This is a genomic window from Streptomyces sp. NBC_00286 (assembly GCF_036173125.1).
In the GTDB taxonomy this organism is placed as follows: domain Bacteria; phylum Actinomycetota; class Actinomycetes; order Streptomycetales; family Streptomycetaceae; genus Streptomyces.
This window is the reverse complement of the sequence record NZ_CP108054.1, coordinates 1,790,888-1,817,760: the sequence shown is the minus strand read 5'-3', so window position 1 is coordinate 1,817,760 and position 26,873 is coordinate 1,790,888. Positions and strand designations below refer to the sequence as shown.

The 26,873-nt window shown below is 70.9% G+C and carries 30 protein-coding genes; 22 read left to right on the top strand and 8 right to left on the bottom strand.

Annotated elements, in window-relative coordinates:
* The first annotated feature begins 54 nt into the window (after positions 1–54).
* From OHT21_RS08250 to OHT21_RS08230, 5 genes are all read left to right on the top strand, one after another.
* Complete coding sequence (locus OHT21_RS08250) at positions 55–2,034, top strand: prolyl oligopeptidase family serine peptidase (RefSeq protein ID WP_328767596.1); 1,980 nt, start codon at positions 55–57, stop codon at positions 2,032–2,034.
* A complete protein-coding gene (locus OHT21_RS08245) occupies positions 2,031–2,954 on the top strand; it encodes a S66 peptidase family protein (RefSeq protein ID WP_328767595.1) in 924 nt (307 codons plus the stop codon). The genes OHT21_RS08250 and OHT21_RS08245 overlap by 4 nt, the downstream gene beginning before the upstream one ends.
* Positions 2,955–3,108: 154 nt before the next feature.
* A complete protein-coding gene (locus tag OHT21_RS08240) occupies positions 3,109–3,654 on the top strand; it encodes a GNAT family N-acetyltransferase (RefSeq protein WP_328767594.1) in 546 nt (181 codons plus the stop codon).
* A gap of 5 nt (positions 3,655–3,659) precedes the next feature.
* Positions 3,660–4,562: an arginase family protein gene (locus OHT21_RS08235; protein ID WP_328773996.1), complete on the top strand. Its 903-nt coding sequence runs from the start codon at positions 3,660–3,662 to the stop codon at positions 4,560–4,562.
* Positions 4,563–4,636: 74 nt separating this feature from the next.
* Entirely contained in the window at positions 4,637–5,041 is a 405-nt protein-coding gene (locus OHT21_RS08230; protein WP_328767593.1) for a DUF5709 domain-containing protein, read from the top strand.
* A 10-nt stretch (positions 5,042–5,051) separates the two neighbouring features.
* Here the strand turns inward: OHT21_RS08230 and OHT21_RS08225 are convergent, their stop codons facing one another.
* Entirely contained in the window at positions 5,052–5,405 is a 354-nt protein-coding gene (locus tag OHT21_RS08225; protein ID WP_165344395.1) for a VOC family protein, read from the bottom strand.
* A 114-nt stretch (positions 5,406–5,519) separates the two neighbouring features.
* On the opposite strand from OHT21_RS08225, the gene OHT21_RS08220 reads away from it, so the two are divergent.
* Both OHT21_RS08220 and OHT21_RS08215 read left to right on the top strand, forming a co-directional pair.
* Positions 5,520–6,068, top strand: coding sequence for a phage holin family protein (locus tag OHT21_RS08220; RefSeq protein ID WP_328767592.1), 549 nt, complete (start codon positions 5,520–5,522; stop codon positions 6,066–6,068).
* 3 nt (positions 6,069–6,071) lie between these two features.
* Positions 6,072–7,142 carry an SDR family oxidoreductase gene (locus OHT21_RS08215; RefSeq protein WP_328767591.1) on the top strand — a complete coding sequence of 357 codons (1,071 nt, stop codon included), beginning with the start codon at positions 6,072–6,074 and terminating at the stop codon, positions 7,140–7,142.
* A gap of 116 nt (positions 7,143–7,258) precedes the next feature.
* Here the strand turns inward: OHT21_RS08215 and OHT21_RS08210 are convergent, their stop codons facing one another.
* Together OHT21_RS08210 and OHT21_RS08205 are read right to left on the bottom strand one after the other, a co-directional pair.
* Positions 7,259–8,383: an enolase C-terminal domain-like protein gene (locus OHT21_RS08210; RefSeq protein ID WP_328773995.1), complete on the bottom strand. Its 1,125-nt coding sequence runs from the start codon at positions 8,381–8,383 to the stop codon at positions 7,259–7,261.
* Positions 8,384–8,585: 202 nt separating this feature from the next.
* A complete protein-coding gene (locus OHT21_RS08205; RefSeq protein ID WP_328767590.1) occupies positions 8,586–9,551 on the bottom strand; it encodes a TIGR03557 family F420-dependent LLM class oxidoreductase in 966 nt (321 codons plus the stop codon).
* Between the two features lie 216 nt (positions 9,552–9,767).
* Between OHT21_RS08205 and OHT21_RS08200 the strand changes: the two genes are divergently transcribed.
* The 13 genes from OHT21_RS08200 (at position 9,768) to OHT21_RS08140 (ending at position 20,192) form a co-directional block, all read left to right on the top strand.
* A complete protein-coding gene (locus OHT21_RS08200) occupies positions 9,768–11,774 on the top strand; it encodes an NAD(P)/FAD-dependent oxidoreductase (protein WP_328767589.1) in 2,007 nt (668 codons plus the stop codon).
* Positions 11,752–13,599 (top strand): transketolase, encoded by a 1,848-nt coding sequence (locus OHT21_RS08195; RefSeq protein ID WP_328767588.1) that lies wholly within the window; start codon positions 11,752–11,754, stop codon positions 13,597–13,599. Before OHT21_RS08200 ends, OHT21_RS08195 begins: the two co-directional genes overlap by 23 nt.
* Positions 13,600–13,684: 85 nt before the next feature.
* On the top strand, positions 13,685–14,647 hold the full coding sequence (gene ligD / locus OHT21_RS08190; protein WP_328767587.1) for a non-homologous end-joining DNA ligase: 963 nt from the start codon (positions 13,685–13,687) through the stop codon (positions 14,645–14,647).
* 85 nt (positions 14,648–14,732) lie between these two features.
* On the top strand, positions 14,733–15,119 hold the full coding sequence (locus OHT21_RS08185) for a gas vesicle protein GvpO (RefSeq protein WP_328767586.1): 387 nt from the start codon (positions 14,733–14,735) through the stop codon (positions 15,117–15,119).
* 55 nt (positions 15,120–15,174) lie between these two features.
* Entirely contained in the window at positions 15,175–15,633 is a 459-nt protein-coding gene (locus OHT21_RS08180; RefSeq protein WP_328767585.1) for a gas vesicle structural protein GvpA, read from the top strand.
* Positions 15,630–16,448 carry a GvpL/GvpF family gas vesicle protein gene (locus tag OHT21_RS08175; RefSeq protein WP_328767584.1) on the top strand — a complete coding sequence of 273 codons (819 nt, stop codon included), beginning with the start codon at positions 15,630–15,632 and terminating at the stop codon, positions 16,446–16,448. Before OHT21_RS08180 ends, OHT21_RS08175 begins: the two co-directional genes overlap by 4 nt.
* 15 nt (positions 16,449–16,463) lie before the next feature.
* Entirely contained in the window at positions 16,464–16,727 is a 264-nt protein-coding gene (locus tag OHT21_RS08170) for a gas vesicle protein GvpG (RefSeq protein ID WP_328767583.1), read from the top strand.
* The gene (locus OHT21_RS08165) at positions 16,724–17,419 is read left to right on the top strand and encodes a DNA primase (protein ID WP_328767582.1); all 696 of its coding nucleotides are present in this window, start codon (positions 16,724–16,726) and stop codon (positions 17,417–17,419) included. Before OHT21_RS08170 ends, OHT21_RS08165 begins: the two co-directional genes overlap by 4 nt.
* Positions 17,416–18,549, top strand: coding sequence for an SRPBCC family protein (locus tag OHT21_RS08160; protein ID WP_328767581.1), 1,134 nt, complete (start codon positions 17,416–17,418; stop codon positions 18,547–18,549). The genes OHT21_RS08165 and OHT21_RS08160 overlap by 4 nt, the downstream gene beginning before the upstream one ends.
* A complete protein-coding gene (locus tag OHT21_RS08155) occupies positions 18,546–18,911 on the top strand; it encodes a gas vesicle protein (protein WP_328767580.1) in 366 nt (121 codons plus the stop codon). Before OHT21_RS08160 ends, OHT21_RS08155 begins: the two co-directional genes overlap by 4 nt.
* Entirely contained in the window at positions 18,908–19,711 is an 804-nt protein-coding gene (locus tag OHT21_RS08150; RefSeq protein WP_328767579.1) for a GvpL/GvpF family gas vesicle protein, read from the top strand. The genes OHT21_RS08155 and OHT21_RS08150 overlap by 4 nt, the downstream gene beginning before the upstream one ends.
* Positions 19,708–19,896, top strand: coding sequence for a gas vesicle protein (locus OHT21_RS08145; protein WP_165343174.1), 189 nt, complete (start codon positions 19,708–19,710; stop codon positions 19,894–19,896). Before OHT21_RS08150 ends, OHT21_RS08145 begins: the two co-directional genes overlap by 4 nt.
* Before the next feature lie 8 nt (positions 19,897–19,904).
* Positions 19,905–20,192: a gas vesicle protein K gene (locus OHT21_RS08140; protein WP_328773994.1), complete on the top strand. Its 288-nt coding sequence runs from the start codon at positions 19,905–19,907 to the stop codon at positions 20,190–20,192.
* A gap of 22 nt (positions 20,193–20,214) precedes the next feature.
* Here OHT21_RS08140 and OHT21_RS08135 read toward each other — a convergent pair whose 3' ends face one another.
* From OHT21_RS08135 to OHT21_RS08125, 3 genes are all read right to left on the bottom strand, one after another.
* Positions 20,215–20,385, bottom strand: coding sequence for a hydrophobic protein (locus OHT21_RS08135; RefSeq protein ID WP_328767578.1), 171 nt, complete (start codon positions 20,383–20,385; stop codon positions 20,215–20,217).
* A gap of 120 nt (positions 20,386–20,505) precedes the next feature.
* A complete protein-coding gene (locus OHT21_RS08130) occupies positions 20,506–21,321 on the bottom strand; it encodes a methyltransferase domain-containing protein (RefSeq protein WP_328767577.1) in 816 nt (271 codons plus the stop codon).
* A gap of 119 nt (positions 21,322–21,440) precedes the next feature.
* Positions 21,441–22,931: a bifunctional phosphatase PAP2/diacylglycerol kinase family protein gene (locus tag OHT21_RS08125; protein ID WP_328767576.1), complete on the bottom strand. Its 1,491-nt coding sequence runs from the start codon at positions 22,929–22,931 to the stop codon at positions 21,441–21,443.
* A gap of 79 nt (positions 22,932–23,010) precedes the next feature.
* Here OHT21_RS08125 and OHT21_RS08120 point away from each other — a divergent pair, with 79 nt between their 5' ends.
* On the top strand, positions 23,011–24,630 hold the full coding sequence (locus OHT21_RS08120; protein ID WP_328767575.1) for an ABC-F family ATP-binding cassette domain-containing protein: 1,620 nt from the start codon (positions 23,011–23,013) through the stop codon (positions 24,628–24,630).
* 79 nt (positions 24,631–24,709) lie between these two features.
* On the opposite strand, the gene OHT21_RS08115 is transcribed toward OHT21_RS08120, so the two are convergent.
* Complete coding sequence (locus tag OHT21_RS08115) at positions 24,710–25,849, bottom strand: baeRF2 domain-containing protein (RefSeq protein WP_328767574.1); 1,140 nt, start codon at positions 25,847–25,849, stop codon at positions 24,710–24,712.
* Between the two features lie 86 nt (positions 25,850–25,935).
* Here OHT21_RS08115 and OHT21_RS08110 point away from each other — a divergent pair, with 86 nt between their 5' ends.
* Positions 25,936–26,169, top strand: coding sequence for a DUF6158 family protein (locus tag OHT21_RS08110; RefSeq protein WP_165343168.1), 234 nt, complete (start codon positions 25,936–25,938; stop codon positions 26,167–26,169).
* A gap of 97 nt (positions 26,170–26,266) precedes the next feature.
* On the opposite strand, the gene OHT21_RS08105 is transcribed toward OHT21_RS08110, so the two are convergent.
* Positions 26,267–26,806 carry a type 1 glutamine amidotransferase domain-containing protein gene (locus OHT21_RS08105; RefSeq protein WP_328767573.1) on the bottom strand — a complete coding sequence of 180 codons (540 nt, stop codon included), beginning with the start codon at positions 26,804–26,806 and terminating at the stop codon, positions 26,267–26,269.
* Positions 26,807–26,873: the final 67 nt, after the last annotated feature.

The following is a 26,873-nucleotide window of genomic DNA, read 5'->3' as shown; positions in this document are numbered from 1 at the left end:
GACCTGCGGCCTCTTAGGAGCGCGGACTTCACCAAGGCTGGTTAGACAGGGAAGATGGGGGACATTGTGCAGACCCTGGCCTACGGTTCCTGGCCCTCGCCCATCGACGCGTCGCTTGCCGCCGCGCACGACGGGCATCCCGAGTACGTCGGCTTCGTCGGTGACGAGGCCTGGTGGACCGAGCCACGGCCCAACGAGGGCGGTCGCCGCACGCTGGTGCGCCGGCGTGCCGACGGCAGCGAGGAGTCGGTGCTGCCCGCGCCGTGGAACGTGCGCAGCCGCGTCATCGAGTACGGCGGACAGCCCTGGACCGGCACGATGCTCGACACCGGCCCGCTGATCGTCTTCGTCAACTTCGTCGACCAGCGGCTGTACGTGTACGAGCCCGCCGCCCCCGACGGTGAACCGCGCCCCCTCACGCCCGTGTCGCTCGTGGGCGGCGGACTGCGCTGGGTGGACCCGCAGTTGCACCTTGAGCGGGGCGAAGTCTGGTGCGTACTGGAGGAGTTCACCGGGGACGGGCCCACCGACGTACGCCGCGTCGTGGCCGCCGTGCCGCTGGACGGCTCGGCGGAGCAGGACCTGGACGCCGTACGCGAACTCACCGACGACCGGCACCAGTTCGTCACCGGCCCCCGGGTCTCGCCCGACGGACGGCGGGCCGCCTGGCTCGCCTGGGACCACCCGCGGATGCCGTGGGACGGTACGGAACTGATGCTCGCCGACGTGGCCGCCGACGGGACCCTCCACGATGCCCGGCGGGCCGCGGGCGGTCCCGACGAGTCGATCGCCCAGGTCGACTGGGCCGCCGACGGCGCCCTTCTCTACTCCAGCGACCGCACCGGCTGGTGGAACCTCTATCGCGACGGCGAGCCCCTGTGCCCGCGCGAGGAGGAGTTCGGCGGACCGCTGTGGAAGATCGGCCGGCGCTGGTTCGCCCCCCTGGCGGACGGACTGATCGCCGTCGTGCACGGGCGCGGCGCCACCGCGCTCGGCATCCTCGACCCGGAGACCGGCGAGGTCGTCGACACGGCCGGACCGTGGACCGAGTTCGCGTCCAACCTCGCCGCGAACGGCAGCCGCGTCCTCGGCATCGCCGCCAGCCCGCGCAGCGCGTACGAGGTCGTCGAACTCGACGCCGGCACCCGCCGGGCCCGCGTCATCGGAGACGCCCACGACGATCCCGTGGACCCCACGTACTACCCCGAGCCACAGATCCGCACCTTCAACGGCCCCGCCGGACGCGAGATCCACGCCCACATCTACCCGCCGCACCACCCCGCCTGCGTCGCCCCCGGCGACGAACTCCCGCCCTACGTCGTCTGGGCCCACGGCGGCCCCACCGACCGCGCCCCGCTCGTACTCGACCTGCAGATCGCCTACTTCACCTCCCGCGGCATCGGCGTCGCCGAGGTCAACTACGGCGGATCCACCGGCCACGGCCGCGCATACCGGAACCGCCTGCGCGAGCAGTGGGGCGTCGTCGACGTCGAGGACTGCGCGGCCGTCGCGCTCGCGCTCGCCGACGAGGGCACCGCCGACCGCGACCGGCTCGCCATCCGGGGCGGCAGCGCGGGCGGCTGGACCGCCGCCGCGTCCCTGACGACCACCGACGTCTACGCCTGCGGAACCATCCTCTACCCGATCCTCGACCTCGCCGGCTGGAGCGCCGAAGGGACGCACGACTTCGAGTCCCAGTACCTGGAAACCCTCGTCGGCCCCTTCGCCGAGGTACCCGGCCGGTACGCCGAACGCTCACCCACCGAGCACGCCGACCGCATCACCGCACCCTTCCTGCTCCTCCAGGGCCTCGACGACGTCATCTGCCCTCCCGCCCAGTGCGAACGGTTCCTGGCCCGAATGGAGGCGGAGGGGCGGCGGGTGCCGCACGCGTACATCGCCTTCGAGGGCGAGGGACACGGCTTCAGGCGCGCGGACACGATGGTGCGGGTCCTGGAGTCCGAACTCTCCCTGTACGCCCAGGTCTTCGGCCTCAATCCAGCGGGCATCCCCACACTGGAGCTGACCAAGTGAAGACCCTCGTACGCCCCCGGAGACTGGCCCCCGGCGCCCGTGTCGCCGTCGTCGCGCCCAGCGGTCCGGTCCCCGAGGAACGGCTCGAGGCAGGGCTCGACATCCTGCGCGGCTGGGACCTCGACCCGGTCGTGGGGTCTCATGTCCTCGACCGGCAGACGGAGTTCGGGTACCTGGCGGGCACGGACGCCGACCGGGCCGCCGATCTGCAGAGCGCCTGGTGCGATCCGTCCGTCGACGCCGTACTGTGCGCCCGCGGCGGATACGGAGTTCAGCGCATGATCGGCCTGCTCGACTGGGACGCGATGCGCGCGGCCGGACCCAAGGTGTTCGTGGGCTTCAGCGACATCACCGCCCTGCACGAGGCGTTCGCGAGGCGGATGGGGCTCGTGACGCTGCACGGGCCGATGGTCGCGGGCGTCGACTTCCTGAAGAACGCGCGGGCACAGGAGCATCTGCGGGCGACGCTCTTCGAGCCGGAGTCGGTGCGGACCATCGCCTCGGGCGGCAGGGCGCTGGTGCCGGGCCGCGCACGAGGCGTCCTCCTGGGCGGCTGCCTCTGCCTGCTCGCGGCCGAACTGGGGACCCCTTGGGCCCGCCCCTCGGCACGCGGCGGCCTGCTCTGCCTGGAGGACGTCGGCGAGGAGACGTACCGCCTCGACCGCTACCTCACCCAACTCCTGCGCGCAGGCTGGTTCGAGGGGGCCACCGGGATCCTACTCGGCTCCTGGGAGGAGTGCGCCCCGTACGCCGAGGTACGAGCCCTGCTGATGGACCGCCTCGGCGGCCTGGGCATCCCGATCACCGAGGAATTCGGCTTCGGCCACGGCGAGGGCGCGCTGACGATCCCGTTCGGGGTACGGGCGGAGCTGGACGCGGAGGAGGCAACCCTGACACTGGAAGTACCTGCGTTGCTGTAGCGCTGGACGTTAGGTGCACTTCTATAGCGCGCGCTCAGCCCAAGTAGGGGCGCGGGGAACTGCGCGACAAGCCACATACAACCCGCAGCCGCCAAAACACAGAACCAACAGAGCTCTCCGAACCGAACAACCAGCGGAGGGTTACCGTGGATACGTGCCAGAACCGAACCGCTACCTCGCCGAAGGCACCCACGTAGGCATACGCCATTACCGCTACGACGACGCCGTCGAGTTCACATCCCGCGCGCGCGAAAGCAAAGCCCTGCACCACCCGTGGCTCTTCCCACCCACCGGCACGGCCGCCTACACCGCGTACGCGAAACGTCTCCTCGAGGACCCCACGAAGACCGGTTTCCTGGTCTGCGAGACGGACGGTGGTGGCATCTCCGGGTTCATCAACATCAACAACATCGTCGAGGGCGCCTTCCTCAACGGCGCCCTGGGCTACGGCGCCTTCGCCCACGCCGCAGGCCGCGGCTTGATGACCGAGGGCCTCGACCTGGTCGTACGGTACGCGTTCGGCAGACTCGGCCTGCACAGGCTGGAGATCAACGTCCAGCCGGACAACGCCGCTTCGATCGCCCTCGCCCGCCGCTGTGGCTTCCGCCTCGAGGGCTTCTCGCCGGACTTCCTCTTCATAGACGGCGACTGGCGGGATCACGAACGCTGGGCCCTCACCGCGGATATGGTGCCAAGGTGAGCCCGATACACAGCCTCGTCGTCCTGGACGCCCCTTCCAACCTGGGCCTGCGCCCACCGGCCCCGGGAACGGTACCCGGCTGCTACAAGCTCGCCGGCGCCCTGCGCGAGCAGCGGATCGTGCAGCGGCTGGGCGCGCTGGAGGGCGGGGTCGTCGTACCGCCGCGTTACGACCGGGGCGACTGGCGGGAGGGCGACGGCGTCTTCAACGCCGCCGCGATCGCCACGTACACCCGCAAGCTCGCCGACCGCATCGAGCACCACGTACGCGCCGGGGACCTGCCGGTCGTCCTCGGCGGTGACTGCTCCATCCAACTCGGGGCCTCGCTCGCACTGCGCCGCATCGGACGGTTCGGGCTGGCGGCCGTGGACGGCTCCGCCGACTTCCGGCATCCGGGGAACTCCGAACGGATCGGCGCGGCCGGGGGAGAGGAACTCGCGCTCGCCACCGGGCGCGGGCAGGAGGACCTGACCAATCTGGAGGGCCTCAAGCCCTACCTCAAGGACGAGGACGTACGGCTCTTCGGCATTCGGGACTACGACGAGGAGCGTGCCGAACTCGCCGCGCTGAAGATCCCCACGGTGACCGTCGGTGATCTGCGCGAGTGGGGCGCCGATGCCCTGGCGCGGGCGACGGTCCAGTCGTTCGAAGCGCCGCATGTGGGCGGGTTCTGGGTGCACCTCGACGCCGACGTACTCGATCCGTCCGTCATGCCCGCCGTCGACAGTCCCGACCCCGACGGACTGCTGCCCGATGAACTCATCGCGCTGCTGCGCCCGTTGGTGAACTCCCCGCACTGCGTCGGCTTCAACGTCACCATCTACGACCCCGACCTGGACCCCGAGGGCACGGCGGGCGCGCTGCTCGCCGACATCGTGACCGCCGCCTTCACGGACGCCCCGCTCTGACGCCTGACTCCTGTGTGAACCGGGCGGCCCTTGGGAACCCGGTGATCCCGCACGTCGGGAAGGAGGCGGATCCCATGAACACCAGGCCGCACGATCCCGGGGCCGACCCCGAGGACGAGGGCATGCCGGATATGCAGGACGGTACGCCCGAGCAGCAGGAGTCCAGTGATCCGCAGCAGCTGCCCGTGGCCGGTGACGAGCCGACGATCGCCGAGGAGCGGGACACCACCGTGAACGAGGTGATCGAACGCGAAACGCTCGACGAGCGGCTCGCGGACGAGGAACCCGAGGTCGATGCCGAGGGCGAAGCGGGGTTGCCCGAGGAGCCGGCCGGGCTGCTCTACGACGAGCCGGACCCCGATCTGCCGCGCAACCAGGACGTCTACGCCCAAGAGGGCGCGACCCGAGGGCTCTCGGCCGAGGAGGACGCGATGCGGATCAGGGACGAGGAGGACTTTGGGGAGGACGAGCTGACCTGAGAGCCGACCGCTACGCGGGTGCGTTCCGGTCCGCGTACTCGTACACCGTGCCGTCCGGGTGCAGCGCGATCAGGTTGCGGCCCGCCGGAGTGGCCACCGGCCCCGCGAGGACCTGTGCGCCCGAGTCGGTGAGGACCTGACGGGCTTCGTCGACGTCCTTCACGGCAATGGTCGCCGCGACTTTCCTCAGGACCTCCAGTTCGGCCTCCGGTCCGCTCATCAGCAGGAAGCAGCCGACCGCGGCGACCGAGACACCGCCGCGCTCGAAGCGCATCGCTCTGCCGCCCGCGAGCTTCTCGTAGAAGGGGACCGTAGCGTCCAGGTCTTCGACGCAGATGCGCAGCGTGGCTCCCAGAATCTCCATGCCGACGAGCCTAGTTGGGGCAGGCCGGGAACGAGATCGTTTCGGCCGGATCGCGGGTCGCGCGCCGGAGACCGAGCGGCGTTACGGGCGCGGGGGCGCGGGTACCCGGCCGCCATGAACCGCATCGATCACCTGGAACACCTGGACAAGCACCTGGTCGACGAACTGGCGCAGGTGGCCCGGGACGCCGTACGCGACGAACTGCGTGAGCAGACCCGCAAACAGCGCCGCGCCGCCGCCCTGTACGCCGCGTCCGGCGCCGTCGCCCTCTACGCGGGCGCCGCGCTGGCCCTGACCCTCGGGCTGCTGCTCGCGCTCGGCCTGCCCGACTGGGCGGCCGCACTGATCACCGCCGCCGTGCTCGGAGCGGTGGCGTACGTGCTGCGGGGCGCGGCCCGGCCCTCGGCCGGCCAGCCCTCGGCCGCCCAGCCCTCGGGCACTCAGCCCATCCCGGAGCAGGCCGCCGCGGGCCACGGTGAGCGTGGGTTCGTCGGCCCTGCGACGCCCGCCGCGCCCGGCTCGTCCGCGTACCCGCCGGTGCCGCCCGTAGCGCCCGGCGGCGTGGGCGGAGCGACCGGCGCACCCGGTGCGGGGGCGCCGCCGCCCACGCCCACGCAGGGCGGGCCCGCGGATCCCGAAGCACCGCACCACCGGGGCCGGTGAGCCGTGGCGCGCCGCAGAGCAGTCGTGGTGACCGGAGCCAGCGGCGGCGTCGGCCGGGCCACGGCCCGGGCCTTCGCCGCCCGTGGCGACCGGGTGGCCCTGCTCGCCCGGGGCCGCGACGGTCTTGCCGCCGCGGCGGACGAGGTGACACAGGCCGGTGGTGAGGCGCTCGTCGTCTCCGTCGACATGGCCGACGCCAAGGCCGTGGAGGACGCCGCCCAGCGGGTCGTCGACGCCTTCGGGAAGATCGACATCTGGGTCAACAACGCCTTCGCCGGGGTCTACGCGCCGTTCACCGAGATCACGCCCGACGAGTTCCGCCGGGTCACCGAAGTGACGTACCTGGGCTATGTGTTCGGCACCCGCGCCGCGCTGCGGCACATGCTGCCGCGCGACCGGGGCACGATCGTGCAGGTCGGTTCGGCGCTCGCGTACCGGGGGATTCCGCTGCAGTCCGCGTACTGCGGGGCCAAGCACGCCATCCAGGGCTTCAACGAGTCCGTGCGCTGCGAGCTGCTGCACGAGGGCTCGCGGGTGCGTACGACCATGGTGCAGCTGCCCGCGGTCAACACCCCCCAGTTCGACTGGGTGTTGAGCCGTATGCCGAGCCGGGTCCGCCCGGTCGCGCCCATCTACCAGCCGGAGGTCGCCGCCCGCGCCATCGTGCACGCGGCCGGGCATCCGCGGCGACGCGAGTACTGGGTCGGCGGCTCGACGGTCGCCACGCTGGTGGCCAACGCCGTGGCCCCCGGTCTCCTCGACCGCTATCTGGCCCGTACGGGCTTCGACGCCCAGCAGGAAGCCGGACGAGAACGAGAAGAGGCGGCCCGTTACGCCCGTTACGACGGCCACGGCAACCTGTGGACTCCGGCCGATGGGCCGCATGGTCACGACTACGGGGCGCATGGGCGCTTCGACGGCGAGTCGTTGCCGGGGAGTTCGCAGGAGTGGGTTTCGCGGAATCGGGGGCGGATGGGGGCCGGGTTGGCCGTGGGCGGGGCACTGGCGGTCGCCGTACGGCTCAGGCGCAAACCGCTTGCCGCTGGGCTTAGCAGGGCGGTGCGAAGGCGGTAAAGGCCGTCTGTACCTGGCAGGCCGTCTTTGGCTGGTCGCGCAGTTCCCCGCGCCCCTAAGGGGCGCATCCCCCCTTGCGCGTAACTGGGCGCCGTAGCCACACCACGAGTACGCGATCAAGCAACCCGGTACTCCTCCACATCCTCCGTCCGCAGCGTCAGCCCGTGGCCGGGGCCCCCGTCCGGGCGGACCTCGCCGCCCGTGGGATCCAGGACGCCGTCGAAGAACATCGACTCGATGCGTACGTGGTCGTGGAACCACTCGATGTGGCGGAGGTTGGGGATGGCGGCGGCGACCGCGGCGTGGGCGTGCGGGGCGCAGTGCGCGGAGACCTCCAGGCCGTGGGACTGGGCGAGGGCGGCGGCGCGTAGGAACTCCGTGAGGCCGCCGCTGGGGGTACCCCCACGCCGTTTTAGGCAGTGGGGGAGGGTGGCGTCGACCTGGAGGCAGTCGACCGCGCCGGCCGCGATCATGCGCGCGAAGTAGGGGAGGTCGTAGCCGTACTCGCCCGCCGCGACGTCGCACAGCAGCGCGTCCCGGACGAGTCGCAGCCCCGTCAGGTCGTCCGAGGACACCGGTTCCTCGAACCAGCCCACGCCGTGCTCGGCGAGCGCGCCCCCGATGCGTACGGCCTGCTTGCGCGTATAGGCGCCGTTCGCGTCGACGTACAACTCGGTCTCCGGACCGACGACTTGATGCGCGGCGCGCACCCGGTGCAGATCCCGGGCGACCTCCCGCCCCCAGCTCTCACCGATCTTGATCTTGACGCGCGGGATGTGCTGACCATGCACCCAGTGGTTCAACTGCGCCGCCAGCCGCGTGTCGTGGTACGTCGTGAAGCCACCGCTGCCGTAAACGGGCACGGTCTCGTGGGCGGCGCCGAGGAGCCGGGTGAGCGGGAGCTCGAGAAGGCGGGCCTTGAGATCCCACAGGGCGATATCGACCGCGGAGATCGCACAGGCCGTGACACCGGGCCGGCCGGCGTTACGCACGGCGCGGCACAGAGCGTCGTGGACGGTGGGGATGTCGAACGCGTCAGATCCGGTAACGACCGGCGCAAGCTGCTCGCGCAACAGCTCCCCGACGGCGGCCGGGCCATAGGTCCACCCGATGCCGGTCGCGTCACCCGCGGCCACCTCGACGACCACCATGGTCGTGCTGTCCCAGGCGAACGTCCCATCCGCCTCCGGCACGTCGGTGGGAACGGTGTACGTGGACACGACGGGAGCCCGAAGCTCCAAGTGGACGTTCACCGCAAACCGCGCCCCTTCAGGGGCGCGGGGCTGTGTCGATATGCGGCTCCGCCGCGGGGCGCGACCAGCCACAACGCACCCGCAGCGGCCAACCGACAGAACCCCCCGAGCTCTATGCCTGACTCGATCCGGACGGCCGGGAGAGGAGACGCCGTCCGGACCGAGAGCTCGCGGGGTCGCCGCAGCGACATCAGCGAACCCCCTGCTGCAGCTGCGGCAGCACCTTCGTGCGGTAGAAGTCGAAGAACGCCCGCTGATCGGGCCCGATCTGGTTGACGTAGACGCGGTCAAAGCCCGCGTCCGCGAACGCGGCCAACGCCCCGACGTGCTCGTCCACGTCATCCCCGCACACCACGTTCCGGCTCACCATGTCCTCGGTGATCAGCGGCTCGAGCTGCTCGAAGTGGCGGGGCGAGGGCAGCACCTGCCCCATCTCGCCCGGCAGCAACTGGTTGGCCCAGAGCCGACGCACGGTGCGGACGCACTCGTCGCGGTCATGGCCGTAACAGACCTTCGTGCCACCGCTCACCGGCTTGCCGCCACCGCCGCCCTTGCGGAACTGCTCCACCATCGACTCGTCCGGCATCATCGTGATGTAGCCGTCGCCGACGCGCGCCGCGAGGGCGGTCGCCTGGGGGCCGAAGCCGGAGATGTCGATCGGGGGCGGCTCTTCGGGGACGGTGTAGAGGCGGGCGTTCTGGACCGTGTAGTGCGGTCCGGAGTGGTTGATCTCCTTGCCGGTGAAGAGCTGGCGCATCACCTGGATCGATTCCTCCAGCATCTCCAGGCGGACATGCGCGGGCGGCCAGGCGTCACCGAAGATGTGCTCGTTCAGGGCCTCTCCGCTGCCGACGCCGAGCCGGAAGCGGCCGTTCGTCATCACCGCGCTGGTCGCGGCGGCCTGTGCCACCACGGCCGGGTGCATCCGTACGGTCGGGCAGGTGACCGCCGTACCGATCGGCAGGGACACGGCCTCGGAGAGGGCGCCGATCACGGACCACACGAAGGGGCTCTGGCCCTGTTCGTCGTTCCAGGGGTGGAAGTGGTCCGAGATCCACAGCGACTGGAAGCCAGCCTGCTCGGCCATCCGCGCCTGCTCGACCAGATCGGCGGGACCGAATTCCTCGGTCGCCAGGAAACAGCCGTACTCGACCATGGGGCACCTCCGCGGCGGGGCGGGTCGGGGTCCTCGTCCGGGTATCCCCGGGGTGCGGTGCGAAACGCCGCTGCTCCAGGGCAGACGACGTTTGGGTGCCCGGGCCGGGGGGACGCGGAAAGCCCGTACGAGCGACCTCTATGAGCCACCCCTACGAGCCACCCCTATGAGCCACCCCTTACGAGCCACCCCTATGAGCGACCGCCGGAGGCGAACATGAGTCGACCCCGCGTCGTGATCGTCGGTGCCGGCTTCGCCGGGTACCAGACGGCACGCACCCTGTCCCGGATCACCCGGGGCCGGGCCGAGATCACTCTCCTCAACCCGACGGACTACTTTCTGTATCTGCCCCTGCTGCCCCAAGTCGCCGCCGGGGTGCTCGAACCGCGCCGGGTCACCGTCTCGCTCGCCGGCACCCTGCCGCGCGTACGGCTGGTGCTCGGTGAGGCCGACGGGATCGACCTCGAAGAGCACACCGTGCACTACACGGATCCCGAGGGAGACGGCGGCACACTCGCGTACGACCGTCTTGTGCTGGCCGTCGGCAGCGTCAACAAGCTGCTGCCCGTGCCGGGCGTCGCCGAGCACGCGCACGGGTTCCGGGGGCTGCCGGAGGCGTTGTATCTGCGCGATCACGTGACGCGGCAGGTGGAGCTCGCGGCGGCCTCCGACGATCCCAAGAGCTGTGCGTCGCGGTGCACCTTCGTGGTGGTCGGCGCCGGCTACACGGGGACCGAAGTCGCCGCGCAAGGGCAGCTGTTCACCGACGCGCTGGTACGCAAGCAGCCGCTCAGGCAGGGCATACGGCCGCGCTGGCTGCTGCTCGACATCGCTCCGCGTGTGCTGCCGGAGCTCGACGAACGCCTCTCGCGTACGGCGGACCGCGTACTGCGGGGGCGTGGCGTCGAGGTCCGTACGGGGACCTCGGTGGAGGAGGCGACGCCGACCGGGGTGCGGCTCAGCGACGGGGAGTACATCGACACGCGCACCCTTGTGTGGTGTGTTGGGGTACGGCCCGATCCGCTGGTCGAGGGGCTCGGGCGACCGCTGGAGCGCGGGCGGCTGCTGGTCGACCCGTATCTCCAAGTGCCGGGCCACCCCGAGGTGTTCGCGTGCGGGGACGCTGCCGCTGTGCCGGATCTGGAGAGGCCGGGCCAGTACACGCCGATGACCGCCCAGCACGCCTGGCGGCACGGCAAGGTCGCAGGCCGTAACGTCGCCGCCTCCCTCGGTATCGTCGGCGAGCGCCGCGTCTACCGCCACCGCGATCTGGGCTTCACCGTCGACCTCGGCGGCGCGAAGGCCGCCGCGAATCCGCTGGGCGTGCCGCTGTCCGGCCCGCTCGCCGGGGCCGTCACCCGCGGCTACCACCTGGCCGCCATGCCCGGCAACCGCATCCGGGTCGCCGCCGACTGGCTCCTGGACGCCGTACTCCCGCGCCAGGCCGTCCAGTTGGGCCTGGTCCGCTCCTGGTCGGTCCCCCTGGAATCGGCCTCGCCAGAACTGGCCCGGGTGGCGGGCGGCCCACCACCCCAGAGCCGCCCGGCTACGGTCACGCGCGGGGCGCCCGCCGCAACGCAGGACGCCGACACCCACGCGGTACCGGACCCCGGCAGGCCGGGGGCGGCGCCGGGTCCGAGGAAGTCGGCGGTGCTGGATCCGGGGAGGCCGGGGGCGCCGGGTGACGATCAGCCTGGTCATGCCGACGGGGCGGGCTCGAGTGCCGGCGGGTCGGGTGCGGACGGTTCCGGTCCTGCCGGCTCCGGCCGCGGCGGGCACACGACGCCCGGCGCCGAGGAGCCTGCCTCCGGCAGGTCTGCGGCGTCTGGTCCGGGTGGGTCAACCGCGTACAAGCCCATGGCGTCCGGTCACGGCGGACCCGAGTCCGGACGACCGGAAACGTCGGGTCCCGGCGGGGCCGCCCCCGCCGCGCCGGAGGCATCCGGCACCGATGAGTCTGCCTCCGGCAGGTCTGCGGGGTCGGGTCCGGCTGAGTCCACCGCGTACACACCTATGGCGTCCGGTTCCGACGGGCCCGCCCCGGCCGAGCCGGCAGCGTCCGGCTCCGACGAAACCAGCTCCCGTCGGCCGGAGGCGTCAGGTCCCGACAAGGCCGCACCACCGGAGGCCCCCGGCTCCCACAAGCCCCGCCCCGCCCGGCCGGCAGACCCCCGCCCCGACAACCCCCGAAGGGAGCGTCATGAAGAGCCGTCAACTGACTGAGCTTGCACAGCAGTTGCGGGTGGACAGTGTGCGGGCTGCGGCTGCTGCCGGGTCCGGGCATCCGACGTCCTCGATGTCCGCCGCCGATCTGATGGCCGTGCTGCTTGCCCGGCATCTGCGTTACGACTTCGAGCGGCCTGCTCATCCCGCGAACGACCGGTTCGTCCTGTCCAAGGGGCATGCCTCGCCGCTGCTGTACGCCGCGTACAAGGCTGTCGGAGCCATCAACGAGACCGAGTTGATGACCTTCCGGCGGCTCGGGAGCCGGCTCGAGGGGCATCCGACGCCGCGGCGGCTGCCGTGGGTGGAGACGGCCACCGGGTCGCTCGGGCAGGGACTGCCCGTCGGCGTCGGGATCGCGCTGGCCGGGAAGCGGCTCGACCGGGTCGGCTACCGGGTTTGGGTGCTGTGCGGCGACAGCGAGCTGGCCGAGGGCTCCATCTGGGAGGCCGCCGAGCACGCCGCGTACGAGCATCTCGACAACCTCACCGCCATCGTCGACGTCAACCGGCTCGGCCAGCGCGGCCCGACCCGGCACGGCCACGACCTGGACGCGTACGCCCGCCGCTTCCATGCCTTCGGCTGGCACACGATCGAGGTCGACGGCCACGACGTGGACGCCGTCGACCGCGCGTACGGCGAGGCCCTCTCCACCGTCGGCCAGCCGACCGTGATCCTCGCCCGCACCCTCAAGGGCAAGGGCGTCGCGGCCGCCCAGGACCGCGAAGGACTGCACGGCAAGCCGCTCAAGGACGCCGACGAGGCGATCGCAGAACTCGGCGGCGTGCACGACGTCCGCGTAGAGGTCCAGCCCCCGCCCGCCGCCCGGATGCTGCACGCCGTACGGACCGGACACCTGGACCTGCCGCGTTACGAACTCGGCGAGCAGGTCGCCACCCGCGACGCCTTCGGCCAGGCGCTCGCCGCGCTCGGCACGGCCCGCGGCGACATCGTCGCCCTCGACGGCGAGGTGAGCGACTCGACGCGCTCCGAGTTCTTCGCGAAGGAACACCCGGACCGGTTCTTCGAGTGCTACATCGCCGAGCAGCAGCTCGTCGCCGCCGCCGTGGGACTCGCCGCACGCGGCTGGGTGCCGTACGCCTCGACCTTCGCGGCGTTTCTCACCCGCGCCCACGATTTCCTGCGCATGGCGTCGATCAGCGGCAGCGGTATCAATCTCGTCGGCTCGCACGCCGGTGTCGCCATCGGCCAGGACGGGCCCTCGCAGATGGGCCTGGAGGACCTGGCGATGTTCCGCGCGCTGCACGACTCGACCGTCCTCTACCCGTGCGACGCCAACCAGACGGCCCATCTCGTCGCCTCGATGGCGGGCTGCGAGGGCATCCGCTATCTGCGGACCTCACGCGGCGCCTCGCCCGTCCTCTACGGACCCAACGAGGAGTTCCCGATCGGCGGCAGCAAGGTGCTGCGCGTCTCCGCCCAGGACCGGCTGACCCTCGTCGCCGCCGGAGTGACGGTGCACGAGGCCCTGACCGCCGCGGACCGGCTCGCGGCGGACGGCATCCCCGTCCAGGTCATCGACCTCTACTCCGTCAAGCCCGTCGACCGCCGCACCCTGCGCGAGGCCGCCGAGCACACCGGCTGCCTGATCACCGTCGAGGACCACCGCGAGGAGGGCGGCCTCGGCGACGCGGTCCTCGACGCCTTCCTGGACGGCCGCCCGATGCCCCGCCTGGTCCGCCTCGCCGTGCGCACCATGCCCGGCTCGGCCTCGCCCGCCGAGCAGCTGCACGCCGCGGGCATCGACGCCGAGTCGATCGCGGCCGCGGCAAAGCTGCTGGTCGAGCACGCGGTCGTGCGATGAGGACCGGATGAGGACCGGATGAGGACCGGATGAGAGCCACCGATACACGCGTACGGACCGCTCTACGCGTACGGAGGAGATGACCATGGGCGGCACACGATGGGGGTCCCCCCGCTCGAGCGAAGCCGAGAGTGGGGGAGTACGGGCCGGTCGACGCACCGTGGAGGTGCACCGGCCCGACAAGGTGCTGTTCCCCGGCGAGGGGCGGGCCAAGGAGTACACGAAGGACGACCTCGTCTCGTACTACCGGGAGGTCGCGCCCTTCATGCTGCCGCATCTGCGCGGCCGGCCCCTGATGCTGGAGCGGCACCCGGACGGTCTCGACGGCCCGAGGTTCATGCAGAAGAACCTCCAGGCCCACGATCCGGACTGGATCAACCGCATTGAGGTGCCCAAGGAGGGCGGCACCGTCTGCCACCCCGTGTGCGACGACACCGCAACCCTCCTCTACCTCGCCGACCAGGCCAGCCTGACCCTGCACCGCTGGCTGGCCCGCGTCGACGCGATCGACCGGCCCGACCTGCTGGTCTTCGACCTCGACCCGGCCGGCGACTCCGCCGACGCCTTCGACTCCGTACGCCGGGCGGCCCGGCAGCTCGGCGAGCTCCTCGACCGGATCGAGCTGCCGTCCGCGCTGATGACCACCGGCTCACGCGGCCTGCACGTCGTCGTGCCGATCAACGGACAGCACGACTTCGACGAGGCACGCGAGTTCGCCAGGACCGTCGCCGACACGCTCGCCGACGCGCATCCCGACGAGCTCACCACGGCTGCCCGTAAGAAGGACCGCGGGAACCGGCTGTACGTCGACGTACAGCGCAATGCGTACGCCCAGACCGCGGTCGCCCCCTTCACCGTGCGCGCCCGGCCCGGCGCCCCGGTGGCCACCCCCATCAGCTGGGACCAGCTGGACGAACCGGACCTGGGCCCCCGCCGCTGGACCATCGACAACGCCGTCGACCAGGCCCGTACCGACCCCTGGTCCGCCCTGCCGCGCCGCGGACGGGCGCTGGGGCCCGCACGGCGCAAGCTCGACGCCCTGCAGTAGGCGCCCCGCAGTAGACGCCCTGCACCAGAGCCCTGCTCCAGAGGTTTGGCCAAGAGCCCAGGGGCACTCGGAGGGCGAGGTGGCCATGTCGAACACATCGAACACATCGAAGACATCCAGAAAACCAAGTGCCCGGGACTCCGCGGAATCACGTTCCACGGAATCCGGGAAAGACCGGCAGAACGGTCCGGCGGACGAGGCGCCGAGCCCGATGGAGGTGCTGCGCCACGCGCGCACCCAGCTCGCGGAGCTCACCGGCATGGCGGCCGAGTCCGTGTCGTCCTTCGAACGTACGGAGGACGGCTGGGCGCTGGAGATCGAGGTCCTGGAACTCGCCAGGGTCCCCGACACGATGAGCCTGCTCGCGAGCTACGAGGTGACCCTCGACCCGCATGGCGAGCTCACCGGCTACCGGCGCGTTCGCCGTTACGAACGCGGGCGGGCCGAGCCACATAGGCCCGGCGGCCGGTAGGCCGCCCACCCGCGCGAACGGACACACTCGCAACCCACAAGGAGGATCGGTCGGTATGACCGTCGTCCCAGCCCAGCAGACCGGCGGCGGAGGCGGCTCCAGTGGCCTCTACGACGTGCTCGAGCTCGTCCTGGACCGAGGGCTCGTCATCGACGCCTTCGTCCGGGTGTCCCTCGTCGGTATCGAGATTCTGAAGATTGACGTCCGTGTCGTCGTCGCCAGTGTCGACACGTATCTGCGCTTCGCGGAGGCGTGCAACCGGCTCGACCTGGAGGCAGGACCGCGCAAGAGCCCCGGTCTGCCCGACGTGGTCGGTGAGATCACCGAGTCCGGCTCGCGCGGCAAGTCCAAGGGGGCGCTGTCCGGCGCCGCCGAGACCATCTCCGACGCCTTCAAGCAGGCCCGTGAGGAGGGACAAGGCGAACGCAAGGGCGAGAAGGCTGAACGCCAGGCCGAGTCCAGGCCGCGGGCCCGCAAGGCCACGGCCACGCGCAGGAAGGAGGAGCAGGAGTGAGCACGTACGTCTACGGCATCACCGCCGGCTCGCACCCTTCGCTTCCCGAGGGCATGGACGGCGTCGGTGACCCGCCGTGCCCCGTGCGCGTCATCCAGGAGAGCGGCCTCGCCGCCGTCGTCAGCGACGCCCCCGAAGGACTGCGGCCCAAGCGCAAGGACCTCCTCGCCCACCAGAACGTGCTGGCGGAGGTCGGCGCGGCCGGCCCGGTGCTGCCCATGCGGTTCGGCAGCATCGCGACGGACGACGCGACCGTCGCCGGCGTGCTGGCCGAACGCGCGAACCACTACAAGGAACGCCTGGACGCGCTGGCCGGCAAGGTCGAGTACAACGTCAAGGCCAGCCACGAGGAAGAGGCGGTATTGCACCGCGTGATGGCCGAGAACCCGGAGCTCCGCGCGCTCACCGAGGCCAACCGGCAGGCAGGCGGTGGCAGTTACCAGCAGAAGCTGAAGCTCGGCGAGATGGTGGTGGCCGCGGTGAAGTCCCGCGAGGCGGAGGACGCCGCCGAGCTCCAGCACGTACTGGAGCCGGTCGCCGACGCCGTGAGCGCGGGCCCCGAGTCGAGTGGATGGCTGGCCAACCTGTCGTTCCTGGTGGTCCGGGAGTCGGCGGAGATGTTCCTCACCGCCGTCGAGCAGGTCCGCAAGAGCCATCCGCACCTCGATGTGCGGGTCAACGGTCCGCTGCCGCCGTACAGCTTCGTCGACCCGGGCCCCTCCGAGCCGGCGGACAACACGATCGGTTCGGACGCCGGAACGGACGCCGAGGTGGATCGCATCCAGGACCGGATGCAGGAGCCGGTCCAGGAATGAACCGGGGAGTGAACCATGGGACTGATCGGTGAGGTGCTGCTGCTGCCGTTCGCTCCGGTGCGCGGCAGCGCCTGGGTCATCAGACAGGTACTGAGCGAGGCGGAACGGATCTACTACGACCCGGCCACCGTCCGGGCCGAACTCGCGCAGCTCGAGGAACGGCTCGAGTCGGGCGAGATCGATGAGGCGGAGTTCGACCGACTGGAGGACGAGCTTCTCGACAGGCTGGAGATCGGTACGCGCGGCAGCGTGGGAACGGACGAGTGGACGACATCATGAACCGAGTGGGACTGGGCCTCGCGGTAGGGGCCGGATACGTCCTCGGACGTACGAAGAAGATGAAGATGGCGTTCGCCGTCGGCACCCTGGTGGCGGGCAAGCGGATGCAGCTGAGCCCGCGGGCGCTCATGAACCTGGCGAACCAGCAGCTGCAGAACAACCCGCAGTTCAAGGAGATCGGCGACCAGTTGCGCGAGGACCTGCGCGGAGTCGGCCAGGCTGCCTCCGGTGCGCTGGTCGAGCGCCAGGTCGAGGCGCTGGCGGACCGGCTGCACGGGCGGACCGAGCAGGTACGCGGGCAGCTGGCGGGGGTGGCCCCCGACCTGCCCGGGCTCCGGGACGACGAGGAGCCCGAGAACGAACGCGAGGAGCGCGACGAGTACGAGGACGAGGAATCCGAAGAGCCGGACGAGGCTGCTGAGGCTGAGGCGGAAGGTGAGCCGGAGGACGAGGCCGAAGGCCGCGACGAGTCCGAAGAATCGGAGGAGCCACAGAAGGGCGCGGCCAAGAAGACCGCGAAGAAGGCGGCCAAGAAGGCACCGAGTAAGAGGTCCGCCTCGAAGGGGCCGGCGAAGAAGGCCGCCGCCAAGAAGACTGCGGGGAAGAAGACGGCGGCGACGTCCGCCAAGAAGGCTCCCGCGAAGAAGACGGCCGCACGCGGCCGGTCCGCCGAGGGGAGGCGGGGACGATGACGGAGACCCTCGGAACGGCGACGAGCCGGGCCAAGAACGGCGTCGGCAGGGCGAAGGATCAGACGGAGCAGACGGCGCAGCAGGCGGGTGGCGGCTCCGGCGTGCTCGGAGGCGTCACCGGCGTCGCGCAGAGCGAGGCCGCCGACCGGCTCAAGGCGGAACTCCAGGAGTACCTCGCGGCCCAGGCCCTGCGCCTGCTGACCGGCTTCGGCCGCAAGCTCGGCGAGACGACCGGCAAGCTCAACGACATCGCCGAGGGCAACAGCCCCGGCTTCGCCAAACTCGCTCTCGACGGCGGCCGCAAGATCGCCGAGGGCAAGGGGCCGTTGCGCAGCGCCATCGAAGTCGGAACCTCCCGCGCCAAGGAGAACGTGCTCGGCGCGCTCAAAAACCTGGGCGGTGGCAAGGGCAAGGGCAAGGGTAAGAGCAAGGGCCGAGCGGGGCAGAAGCCCACCGTCATCATGGAGTACGTCGACGTCGGGGTGCCGCTGCGCACCGCGTACGACCAGTGGACCCAGTACCAGGAGTTCAGCAACTTCACGAAGGGCGTGCAGAGCGCGAGCCGCGACGACGACACGACCTCCAGCTGGAATGCCAAGATCTTCTGGTCCAGCCGCAGTTGGAAGGCCCACACCACCGAACAGCGGCCCGACGACCGGATCTCCTGGACATCGGAGGGCGCGAAGGGCACCACGAAGGGCGTCGTCTCCTTCCACTCGCTCGGTGAGAACCTCACCCGGGTCCTGCTGGTCATGGAGTACTACCCCTCGGGCCTGTTCGAGCGCACGGGCAACATCTGGCGCGCCCAGGGCCGCAGGGCACGCCTCGACCTCAAGCACTTTGCCCGCTACATCACTCTGCGCGGCGAGGTCACCGACGCCTGGCGCGGCGAGATCAGCGACGGCGAGGTGGTCCGCAGCCATGAGGACGCGCTCGCTGAGGAGGGTGAGGAAGCCGAGGAGGAAGAGGGCGCGTACGAGGAGGAGGGGCCGTACGCCGAAGAGGAAGAGGAAGAAGAGGAGGAGCCTGAGGGCGAGTACGAGGAGGACGCGGAGGCAGAGGAAGAAGAGGAGCCCGAGGGCGAGTACGAGGAAGAGGAAGAGCCCGCCGCGGCCGGGAGCCGTCGATGACCACTCCCGGCCGGCTCCCCGAACCGTACGGGCGCGACACCAGCGCCAATCTCGCCGACATCCTGGAGCGTGTGCTCGACAAGGGCATCGTGATCGCGGGCGATATCCGGATCAATCTGCTCGACATCGAACTGCTCACGATCAAGCTGCGGCTGATTGTCGCCTCGGTGGACAAGGCGAAGGAGATGGGGATCGACTGGTGGGAGGACGACCCGGCGCTGTCCACCCGCGCGCGCCGCGACGAACTGGCCCGTGAGAACGCGGAGTTGCGGGCCCACGTCGCCGAACTGGAGCGCGGGGCGGGGGTGGAGCGCGGGGAAGTCGCGCGCGGGCATGTCCGTACGGAAGAGGAGACCCCATGAGCGGTCTGCGTTATGTCTATGCCATCTGCCGCCCCTTCGGCTCCACCCTTCCCTCCCAGCTCGCGGGCGTCGCGGGCGTGCCCCCCAAGCAGTTGACGCATCACGGGCTGGTCGCCATCGTCAGTGCCGTACCGGAGGAAGACTTCTCCGAGGAGCCGCTGAAGGCCCACCTGGAGGACCTGGACTGGCTCAGCGCGACCGCACGGGCCCACCAGAGCGTGATCGACGCGCTCACGGTGGTCACGTCGCCGCTGCCGCTGCGGCTCGCCACCGTCTTCCGGGACGACAGCGGCGTACGCACGATGATGGAGGCGGAGGAGGAGACCTTCCGCCGTACGCTCGACCGGATCGAGGGGCGGGTGGAATGGGGCGTGAAGGTGTACGCGGAATTCGCGGAGGCCTCACAGCCCTCTCAGTCCACCGAGGTTTCTGAGGAGCCTGCAGCGAAGATTCCGAAAACCGGCTCGGGGCGCGACTATCTCCGGCAGCGGCGACAGCAGCGAAGAGCGCACGAGGAGAAATGGGAGCAAGCCGAGGAATTCGCCCGCCAACTGCACGAAACTCTTTCTCACTTCGCGGAGGACGCCCGTGTCCACGCGCCGCAGAACCCGGCGCTGTCCCGCGCCTCCGGCCGTAATGTGCTCAACGCCGCCTATCTCGTACCTCGTGCGCAGTCGGAGGAATTCGTGGAACTGGTGGACCGTACGAAAGGCGAGGAACAGCCGGGCCTCAGGGTGGAACTCACCGGCCCCTGGGCCGCGTACTCCTTCAGCGGACCGGCGGGACAGGAGGGCGCATGACCGTCGTCGAACGCCGGGAGATCGCCCTCGTCGACCTGCTCGACCGGCTGCTCGCGGGCGGCGTCGTCATCACCGGTGACCTGACTCTGCGGATCGCGGACGTCGATCTCGTACGCATCGACCTGAACGCGCTCATCAGCTCGGTGAACGAACAGGTCCCCTCGCCCTGGCAGGAGCCGCTGTGACCGACCGTGTGACCGACCGGAGGAACAACCGTCTCGACCTCGATCCGGACACCGTGGAACGAGACCTGGTCAAGCTTGTGCTGACCGTCGTCGAACTGCTGCGGCAGCTGATGGAGCGGCAGGCGATCCGGCGGTTCGACACCGGGGAGCTGACGGAGGATCAGGAGGAGCGGATCGGGCTGACGCTGATGCTCCTCGAGGACCGGATGGCCGAACTCCGCGATCGCTACGGACTGCGGCCCGAGGACCTCAATCTGGACCTCGGGCCGCTTGGACCACTGCTCCCGAAGGAGTAGCTACGGAATAGCTGCTGAACAGCTACCAGCGATACCAACGGGACCTGGTACCGGTCGGGGTGGTGCTGCGCATCGCGAATCCCAGCAGCCACACGACAAGAACCGCCACAGCGATCCACCAGAGCAGTTCCACTGCGAATCCGGCACCGAAGAGAATCAGCGCCAGAAGCAGTACCAGCAGGATGGGAACCATGTCTGCTACCTCCTCCTGCTGTCCGGGTTTCCCGGATCGGAGGAATCAGACCGGCTCGGACCGGATTTTCATGCCGACCCTTCAGGCGGGCTCTCCAGACCGGCTCTACAGACCCATTCTTCAGGCCGGCTTTCGGCAGAGAATCTCTCCGTGCAGGCACGAGAACCACGCGTCCTCCTGCCGCCCCCATTCCCGCCAAGCCTCGGACACCGCTCGCAGTTGATCCTCCGTCGCATGGCGGCCCTGGGTGGCTCGCTCCGCGTACGCCGAGGCGAGCGTGCGGTCCGCCCACAGGCCGCTCCACCAGGCGCGCTCCTCGGCGGTGGCGAAACACCAGGTGCTGGAGGAGGCGGTGATGTCGGTGCAACCGGCTTGCAGCGACCAGGACTTGAGGCGCCGCCCGGCATCCGGCTCACCGCCGTTGGCGCGGGCCACCCGCAGATACAGGTCCAGCCAGTCGTCCATGCCGGGCGTCCGCGGATGCCAGACCATCCCCGAGTAGTCCCCGTCCCGCGCGGCGACGAACCCGCCGGGCTTGGTGACCCGGTACATCTCGCGCAACGCCCGCACCGGGTCCCCCACGTGTTGCAGCACCTGATGCGCGTGGACGACATCGAAGGTGTCGTCCGGGTAGTCCAGCGCGTGGACGTCCGCGACCGCGAACTCGACGTTCTCCAGGCCCCGTTCGGCGGCTGTGACCCGGGCCTGGTCCAGGATGCCCGGAGCGTGGTCGACGCCGGTGACCCGGCCGTCGGGGACCAGCCCTGCCAGGTCGGCGGTGATGGTGCCGGGGCCGCAGCCGATGTCCAGGATCGTCATATGGGGCTTCAGTGAACTGATGAGGTACGCGGCCGAGTTGGCGGCCGTGCGCCAGGTGTGCGAGCGCAGCACGGACTCGTGGTGTCCGTGGGTGTAGACGGCGGTCTCCTTCGACATGGCGTCCCCTTCTCTGGCGGTACCTGTGAGATCACCGTACGCCGCCATGTCGAATAATGAGATACGCGTCTTGCGATACGGACAACGTCTTTCCGGCCGGGATGTCGCCGACCGCATGCTCAGCGATGCGCGAGCGGCCGGTACACCGTCAGCGCCTCCGGCAGCTTCTCCAGCGTCAATTCGCCCTCCACCGAGGTCACTTCGCCGTCGTACGCCAGAAGCGTGCCGGGTGCCACGCCGTCCACCCGGAGCCCTCCGACCCGTACCGCCGCATGGACGGGGGAGCGGGTCAGCGGTCCCGCGGCGGCCGCGGCGAGCAGCCGGACGGCGGGTTTGCGGCCCCCGTGCACGACCCGTACGTCGAGGCGGCCGTCCGCGAGGTCGTAGCGGCGGCCGGGGATCGGGCCCATGCGGTGGTACATGCCGTTGCCGGCGAACAGCAGCCACAACGGCCTCTCCGTGCCGCCGATCTCGGTCCGTAGCGGATGCCGGTCGGCGCGCAGCACGCGCAGCGCCGCGAGCACCCCGGCGGGCCAGCCGCCGATCCGCCGCGACCAGCGGTCCCGTTCCCGCACCAGCTCGGGATAGACGCCCAGGCTGCAGGTGTTGAGGAAGCAGCCGTCGACGTCGCCGGCCTTGAAGTAGCCCACGTCCACGCGTACCGCGTCGCCGTGCCGGACGGCCTGGCTCAGATCGCGTACGTCCTCCACGCCCAGGTCGTGCGCGAAGTGATTGAGCGTTCCGCCGGGCAGCACCGCGAGCGGCAGGCTGTGGCGTACGGCCACCTCCGCTGCCGCGTTTACGGAGCCGTCGCCGCCGCACACGCCCAGCACCACGGCCCGCTTCGCCGCCCTCTCCAGCTCGGCCCGCAACTCGGCCGCTTCACACTCGATGACCTCGGCACCGGGCAGTACGTCACGCAGCAGACGTACGCGGTCCGGGGCGCCCGCCTCCTTGTTGGCGACGAGCACCAGCCCCTCGCCCTCGGGGAGCGCGGGCGCGTCCACCCGCGGGCGGCCGGGCGGCGGCAGTTGATCACGGGTCGGCACCAGGCCGCGTACGGCGTAGGCGGCGCCGGCGCCGAGAGCCGCGCCCGCGAGGACGTCGCTCGGGAAGTGGACGCCCGTGTAGACCCGGGAGAGGGCCACCGCGGCGGCAGCCGGGGCGACGGCCGTGCCCAGCGTCCGGGACTCCAGGGCGACGCCCGTCGCGAAGGCCGCCGCCGACGCCGAGTGCCCCGAGGGGAAGGACGTGGTGATCGGCTGCCGTTCCAGTTGACGTATCAGCGGAACCGCGTGCAGCAGCGGGCGCGGCCGGCGCACCGTGCGCTTGCCGAGCGTGTTGATGGTCGCCGAGGCCACGGCCAGCGAGGCGACACCACGGGCGGCGGCGCGACGGGCCTTCGGTGAGCGCGTCGCGGCGAGGGCGGTCGCCGTGGCGAACCACAGCACCCCGTGGTTGGCGCTACGGCTCAGCCTCGGCAGAACGCGGTCGGCGCCCGGCCAGTGCCGGGCCGCCACGGCGTCGAAGAGCCGGCAGTCCAGGGCCAGCAGCCGGTCGCGAAGGCCGTGGCCGGGTTCCGGAACGGTGAGGTCTACATCTGGGCTCATGTGCTGCGGGTACCCCGCAGGCGCCGGACCGCGCATAACCGTTTGCCGCCCGCTCCCGCCGCCCGGAGAATGCGCAACCATGGGACATCTAGAAGTGGCGCACCTGGAGTACTACCTGCCCGACGGGAGGGCGCTCCTCGGCGATGTGTCCTTCCGGGTGGGCGAAGGGGCCGCGGTCGCGCTGGTGGGGCCCAACGGAGCAGGAAAGACAACCCTGTTGCGGCTGATCTCGGGGGAACTGAAGCCGCACGGCGGCACCGTCACCGTCAGCGGCGGGCTCGGGGTGATGCGCCAGTTCGTGGGCTCCGTACGCGACGAGACCACCGTGCGCGACCTGCTCGTCTCCGTCGCGCCGCCCCGGATCCGCGAGGCGGCCAAGGCCGTCGACGTCGCCGAGCACGCCATCATGACCGTCGACGACGAGGCCGCCCAGCTCCAGTACGCGCAGGCGCTCGCCGACTGGGCGGAGGTCCAGGGGTACGAGGCCGAGACGCTGTGGGACATCTGCACGATGGCCGCGCTCGGAGTGCCGTACGAGAAGGCGCAGTTCCGCGAGGTGCGCACGCTGTCCGGCGGCGAGCAGAAGCGGCTCGTACTGGAGGCGCTGCTGCGCGGCGGTGACGAGGTGCTGCTGCTCGACGAGCCGGACAACTACCTTGACGTGCCCGGGAAGCGCTGGCTGGAAGAGCGGCTGAAGGAGACGCGCAAGACCGTCCTGTTCGTCTCCCACGACCGGGAACTCCTCGCCCGCGTCGCGGAGAAGATCGTGAGCGTGGAGCCGGGACCGGCGGGCGCGGACGCGTGGGTACACGGTGGCGGTTTCGCGACGTACCACGAGGCGCGGCGTGAACGCTTCGCGCGCTTCGAGGAGTTGCGCAGGCGCTGGGACGAGAAGCACGCGCAGCTGAAGAAGCTGGTGCTGAACCTGCGGCAGGCGGCCACGATCAGCCATGAGCTGGCCTCGCGCTACCAAGCCGCCCAGACCAGGCTGCGCAAGTTCGAGGAGGCGGGCCCACCGCCGGAGCCGCCCCGCGAGCAGGACATCACCATGCGCCTGCACGGGGGCCGTACCGGCGTAAGGGCCGTCACCTGCAAGGGACTTGAGCTTTCTGGCCTGATGAAACCCTTCGACCTGGAGGTCTTCTACGGCGAGCGGGTCGCCGTGCTCGGCTCCAACGGCTCCGGCAAATCGCACTTCCTGCGGCTGCTCGCGGGCGGCGAGGTCGCGCACACGGGGGAGTGGAAGCTGGGCGCGCGCGTCGTCCCCGGACACTTCGCGCAGACGCATGCCCACCCCGAACTGGAGGGCCGTACGCTCCTCGACATCCTGTGGACCGAGCACGCGCAGGACCGCGGCGCCGCGATGTCCCGGCTGCGGCGTTACGAGCTGACCGGCCAGGCCGAGCAGCGCTTCGACCGGCTCTCCGGCGGTCAGCAGGCACGCTTCCAGATCCTCCTGCTGGAACTGGAGGGGTCCACGGCCCTGCTCCTCGACGAGCCCACCGACAACCTCGACCTCGAATCGGCCGAGGCCCTGCAGGAGGGTTTGGAGGCATACCAGGGCACGGTTCTCGCCGTGACCCACGACCGCTGGTTCGCCCGCTCCTTCGACCGCTACCTGGTGTTCGGCAGCGACGGCAAGGTGCGCGAGACGACGGAGCCGGTGTGGGACGAGCGGCGGGTGGAGCGGGCACGGTAGCCGACAGGGGCGTACCCGCTGGGCCATCTCTACGGGACGTACAGGCCGTATCCGCCGAGGCTACGACCTGGTCACCTGTTCACCTGCTCTGCGGGGGTTCAGTCCAGCGCAGCAGTGCTCCGATGCCGCCCGCCGGAGGCGTCTGAGGGCTGGGCTCGGGAACGGCGGGCGTCAGCGACAGCGCCGCGCCGCCCGACGCGATCACGGACCGCAGCAGCGCGTCGTCCGCCCGTGCCGCCCATGGGCGCGGCTCGCCCAGCGTCTTCGAGTCCGTGCGCCGCACCGCCAACTGGTCGGGGGCCTCGCCGACCCACACCTCGCGGTGCGTGTCGGGCCCCTCCGGGATGATCAGCAACTCGTCGATCCGATGCTCCCGTGCCGCCTCGATCACCGCCGGTACGCCCTCGACGGCGCCGACGTTCCCGTCCGCGTCAGGCGCCCGGGCCGCCAGGAACCGCTCCAGGTCCTCCGCCGCCCTGCGCCGCACATGCTCCGCGCGGATCCGCTCCACGTCCTCGTCGAGCAGTCGGCTGCCGGCTCCGTGCGGCGCCTCCATCGTGCGGTCGTGCAGCCGCTGCGGCAGCCGCTCGTGCACGGCCCGCCGCTCGCGGTCGTCGCCGACGAGGATCAGCAGGTCGGCCCGGGTCTCCTCCTGGCACACGGCGAGCGCGTCGGCGATCTCCGCGGCGTTGTGCTCCCAGGTGTTCTCCACCCTGAGCTGGAAGTGCCGCTCCGACCAGTCGACGGTGCTCGTACGGTGCAGGGGCCACTGCCTCCCGGTCACCGAGCCCGCGTCCCGGCTGCCCAGCGCGGAGCGCAGCTCGAAGTCGGCGCCCCGCCGGTCGACGTACGCCACCACACAGACCGGGTCCTCACCGAGCAGATCGAGCAGCGGCGCGGTGTGCGGGAGCGCCGACCAGGTGACGGACAGTCCGCCCGGCGGGGGCGTGGCCAGCGCGGGGTCGAGGACGACCTCGCCGCCGCTGGCGAAGAGGGCCCGGCCGTGCGGTTCCGTGGAATGCCGCAGCTCCTCGAGCGCGGACCGCACGGCCTGGCAGGTGGGCTCGTCGGCGCCTTGGTCCGCGAGCTGCCGGGCTGCCTCCTGTGCTGTCAGCGACCGTTCGTGCGGGGTGTTCTCCGTGTGCTGGGAAGTGCCGACATACACGGAAGCCCAGGGTCCCGGATGTTCGTACAGTGGACGCAGAAAGGCGAGATCCATGGCTTCCTCCCGGATGCCGTTCGGGATATTGCTTGCCGGGCGGGTACCCGGACGCTCCGAAGGAACACGACGATCGGGGTACCACCATGACCGGAGTCGACCCGGGTCTTTTGGACGACCAGCAGCTGATGAAAGAGCTGGAGACGATCCACCGCACACGCCACGACACGCTGCTGCACGGCTCGAACGACGCACTGCGCATCCACAACGAGCGGATGGCACAGCTGGAGGGCGAGTATCTGCGCCGCAACCCGCGCCGCCCCGTGGCCCCGGGCCGGACACGGGAAGGCGCGCGGGAACGGCAGCCGGGCGGGGCGTGACCTAGCGCCCCGCGCTCGGCTTCCCAAGTCCTCGCCCTACCCGGCCGGCAGTCAGTGGACCGGCCGGCAGTCAGTGGACCGTAGGTCAGTAGGTAGCTCAGCGGCGCTTGGCGAACTCCTCCAGGAACGCCTCGCAGAACACCTTCAGGTCGTCCGGCTTGCGGCTGGTGACCAGCGTCGACGGCGCAGCCTCACAGACCTGGAGCTGCTCGTCGACCCAGGTGCCGCCCGCGTTGCGGATGTCCGTACGGAGACTCGGCCACGAGGTCAGGGTGCGACCGCGGACCACGTCCGCCTCGACGAGCGTCCACGGCGCGTGGCAGATCGCGGCGACCGGACGGCCCTGCTCGAAGAAGTCCCGTACGAACGACACGGCCCGCTCGTCCATGCGCAGCGCGTCCGGGTTGGCCACGCCGCCCGGCAGCACCAGGCCGTCGAAGGAACCCGCGGACGTCTCGGACACGACCTCCTGCACGGGGAACACATCGGCCTTGTCGAGATGGTGGAACGCCTGGATCTGACCGGGCTTCGTGGATACGAGCACGGGTTCGTGACCCGAGTCGATCACGGCCTGCCAGGGATCGGTGAGTTCGATCTGCTCGACGCCCTCCGGCGCCATCAGAAACGCGATACGCATCAGTTCTCCACGTCCTCTCCGGACAGGTCCCAAATCGGCTATCGACCCGTCCGCTCGGCACGTCCTT

What these genes read in the sequence shown, in the direction of transcription:
- OHT21_RS08145 (WP_165343174.1), top strand. Translation starts at nt 19,708, where the DNA reads ATGACCGTCGTCGAACGCCGGGAGATCGCCCTCGTCGACCTGCTCGAC.
- ligD (WP_328767587.1), top strand. Translation starts at nt 13,685, where the DNA reads ATGGGCGGCACACGATGGGGGTCCCCCCGCTCGAGCGAAGCCGAGAGT.
- OHT21_RS08105 (WP_328767573.1), bottom strand. Translation starts at nt 26,806, where the DNA reads ATGCGTATCGCGTTTCTGATGGCGCCGGAGGGCGTCGAGCAGATCGAA.
- OHT21_RS08180 (WP_328767585.1), top strand. Translation starts at nt 15,175, where the DNA reads ATGACCGTCGTCCCAGCCCAGCAGACCGGCGGCGGAGGCGGCTCCAGT.
- OHT21_RS08165 (WP_328767582.1), top strand. Translation starts at nt 16,724, where the DNA reads ATGAACCGAGTGGGACTGGGCCTCGCGGTAGGGGCCGGATACGTCCTC.
- OHT21_RS08135 (WP_328767578.1), bottom strand. Translation starts at nt 20,385, where the DNA reads ATGGTTCCCATCCTGCTGGTACTGCTTCTGGCGCTGATTCTCTTCGGT.
- OHT21_RS08130 (WP_328767577.1), bottom strand. Translation starts at nt 21,321, where the DNA reads ATGTCGAAGGAGACCGCCGTCTACACCCACGGACACCACGAGTCCGTG.
- OHT21_RS08125 (WP_328767576.1), bottom strand. Translation starts at nt 22,931, where the DNA reads ATGAGCCCAGATGTAGACCTCACCGTTCCGGAACCCGGCCACGGCCTT.
- OHT21_RS08110 (WP_165343168.1), top strand. Translation starts at nt 25,936, where the DNA reads ATGACCGGAGTCGACCCGGGTCTTTTGGACGACCAGCAGCTGATGAAA.
- OHT21_RS08160 (WP_328767581.1), top strand. Translation starts at nt 17,416, where the DNA reads ATGACGGAGACCCTCGGAACGGCGACGAGCCGGGCCAAGAACGGCGTC.
- OHT21_RS08230 (WP_328767593.1), top strand. Translation starts at nt 4,637, where the DNA reads ATGAACACCAGGCCGCACGATCCCGGGGCCGACCCCGAGGACGAGGGC.
- OHT21_RS08150 (WP_328767579.1), top strand. Translation starts at nt 18,908, where the DNA reads ATGAGCGGTCTGCGTTATGTCTATGCCATCTGCCGCCCCTTCGGCTCC.
- OHT21_RS08115 (WP_328767574.1), bottom strand. Translation starts at nt 25,849, where the DNA reads ATGGATCTCGCCTTTCTGCGTCCACTGTACGAACATCCGGGACCCTGG.
- OHT21_RS08205 (WP_328767590.1), bottom strand. Translation starts at nt 9,551, where the DNA reads ATGGTCGAGTACGGCTGTTTCCTGGCGACCGAGGAATTCGGTCCCGCC.
- OHT21_RS08155 (WP_328767580.1), top strand. Translation starts at nt 18,546, where the DNA reads ATGACCACTCCCGGCCGGCTCCCCGAACCGTACGGGCGCGACACCAGC.
- OHT21_RS08220 (WP_328767592.1), top strand. Translation starts at nt 5,520, where the DNA reads ATGAACCGCATCGATCACCTGGAACACCTGGACAAGCACCTGGTCGAC.
- OHT21_RS08250 (WP_328767596.1), top strand. Translation starts at nt 55, where the DNA reads ATGGGGGACATTGTGCAGACCCTGGCCTACGGTTCCTGGCCCTCGCCC.
- OHT21_RS08225 (WP_165344395.1), bottom strand. Translation starts at nt 5,405, where the DNA reads ATGGAGATTCTGGGAGCCACGCTGCGCATCTGCGTCGAAGACCTGGAC.
- OHT21_RS08120 (WP_328767575.1), top strand. Translation starts at nt 23,011, where the DNA reads ATGGGACATCTAGAAGTGGCGCACCTGGAGTACTACCTGCCCGACGGG.
- OHT21_RS08200 (WP_328767589.1), top strand. Translation starts at nt 9,768, where the DNA reads ATGAGTCGACCCCGCGTCGTGATCGTCGGTGCCGGCTTCGCCGGGTAC.
- OHT21_RS08185 (WP_328767586.1), top strand. Translation starts at nt 14,733, where the DNA reads ATGTCGAACACATCGAACACATCGAAGACATCCAGAAAACCAAGTGCC.
- OHT21_RS08195 (WP_328767588.1), top strand. Translation starts at nt 11,752, where the DNA reads ATGAAGAGCCGTCAACTGACTGAGCTTGCACAGCAGTTGCGGGTGGAC.
- OHT21_RS08170 (WP_328767583.1), top strand. Translation starts at nt 16,464, where the DNA reads ATGGGACTGATCGGTGAGGTGCTGCTGCTGCCGTTCGCTCCGGTGCGC.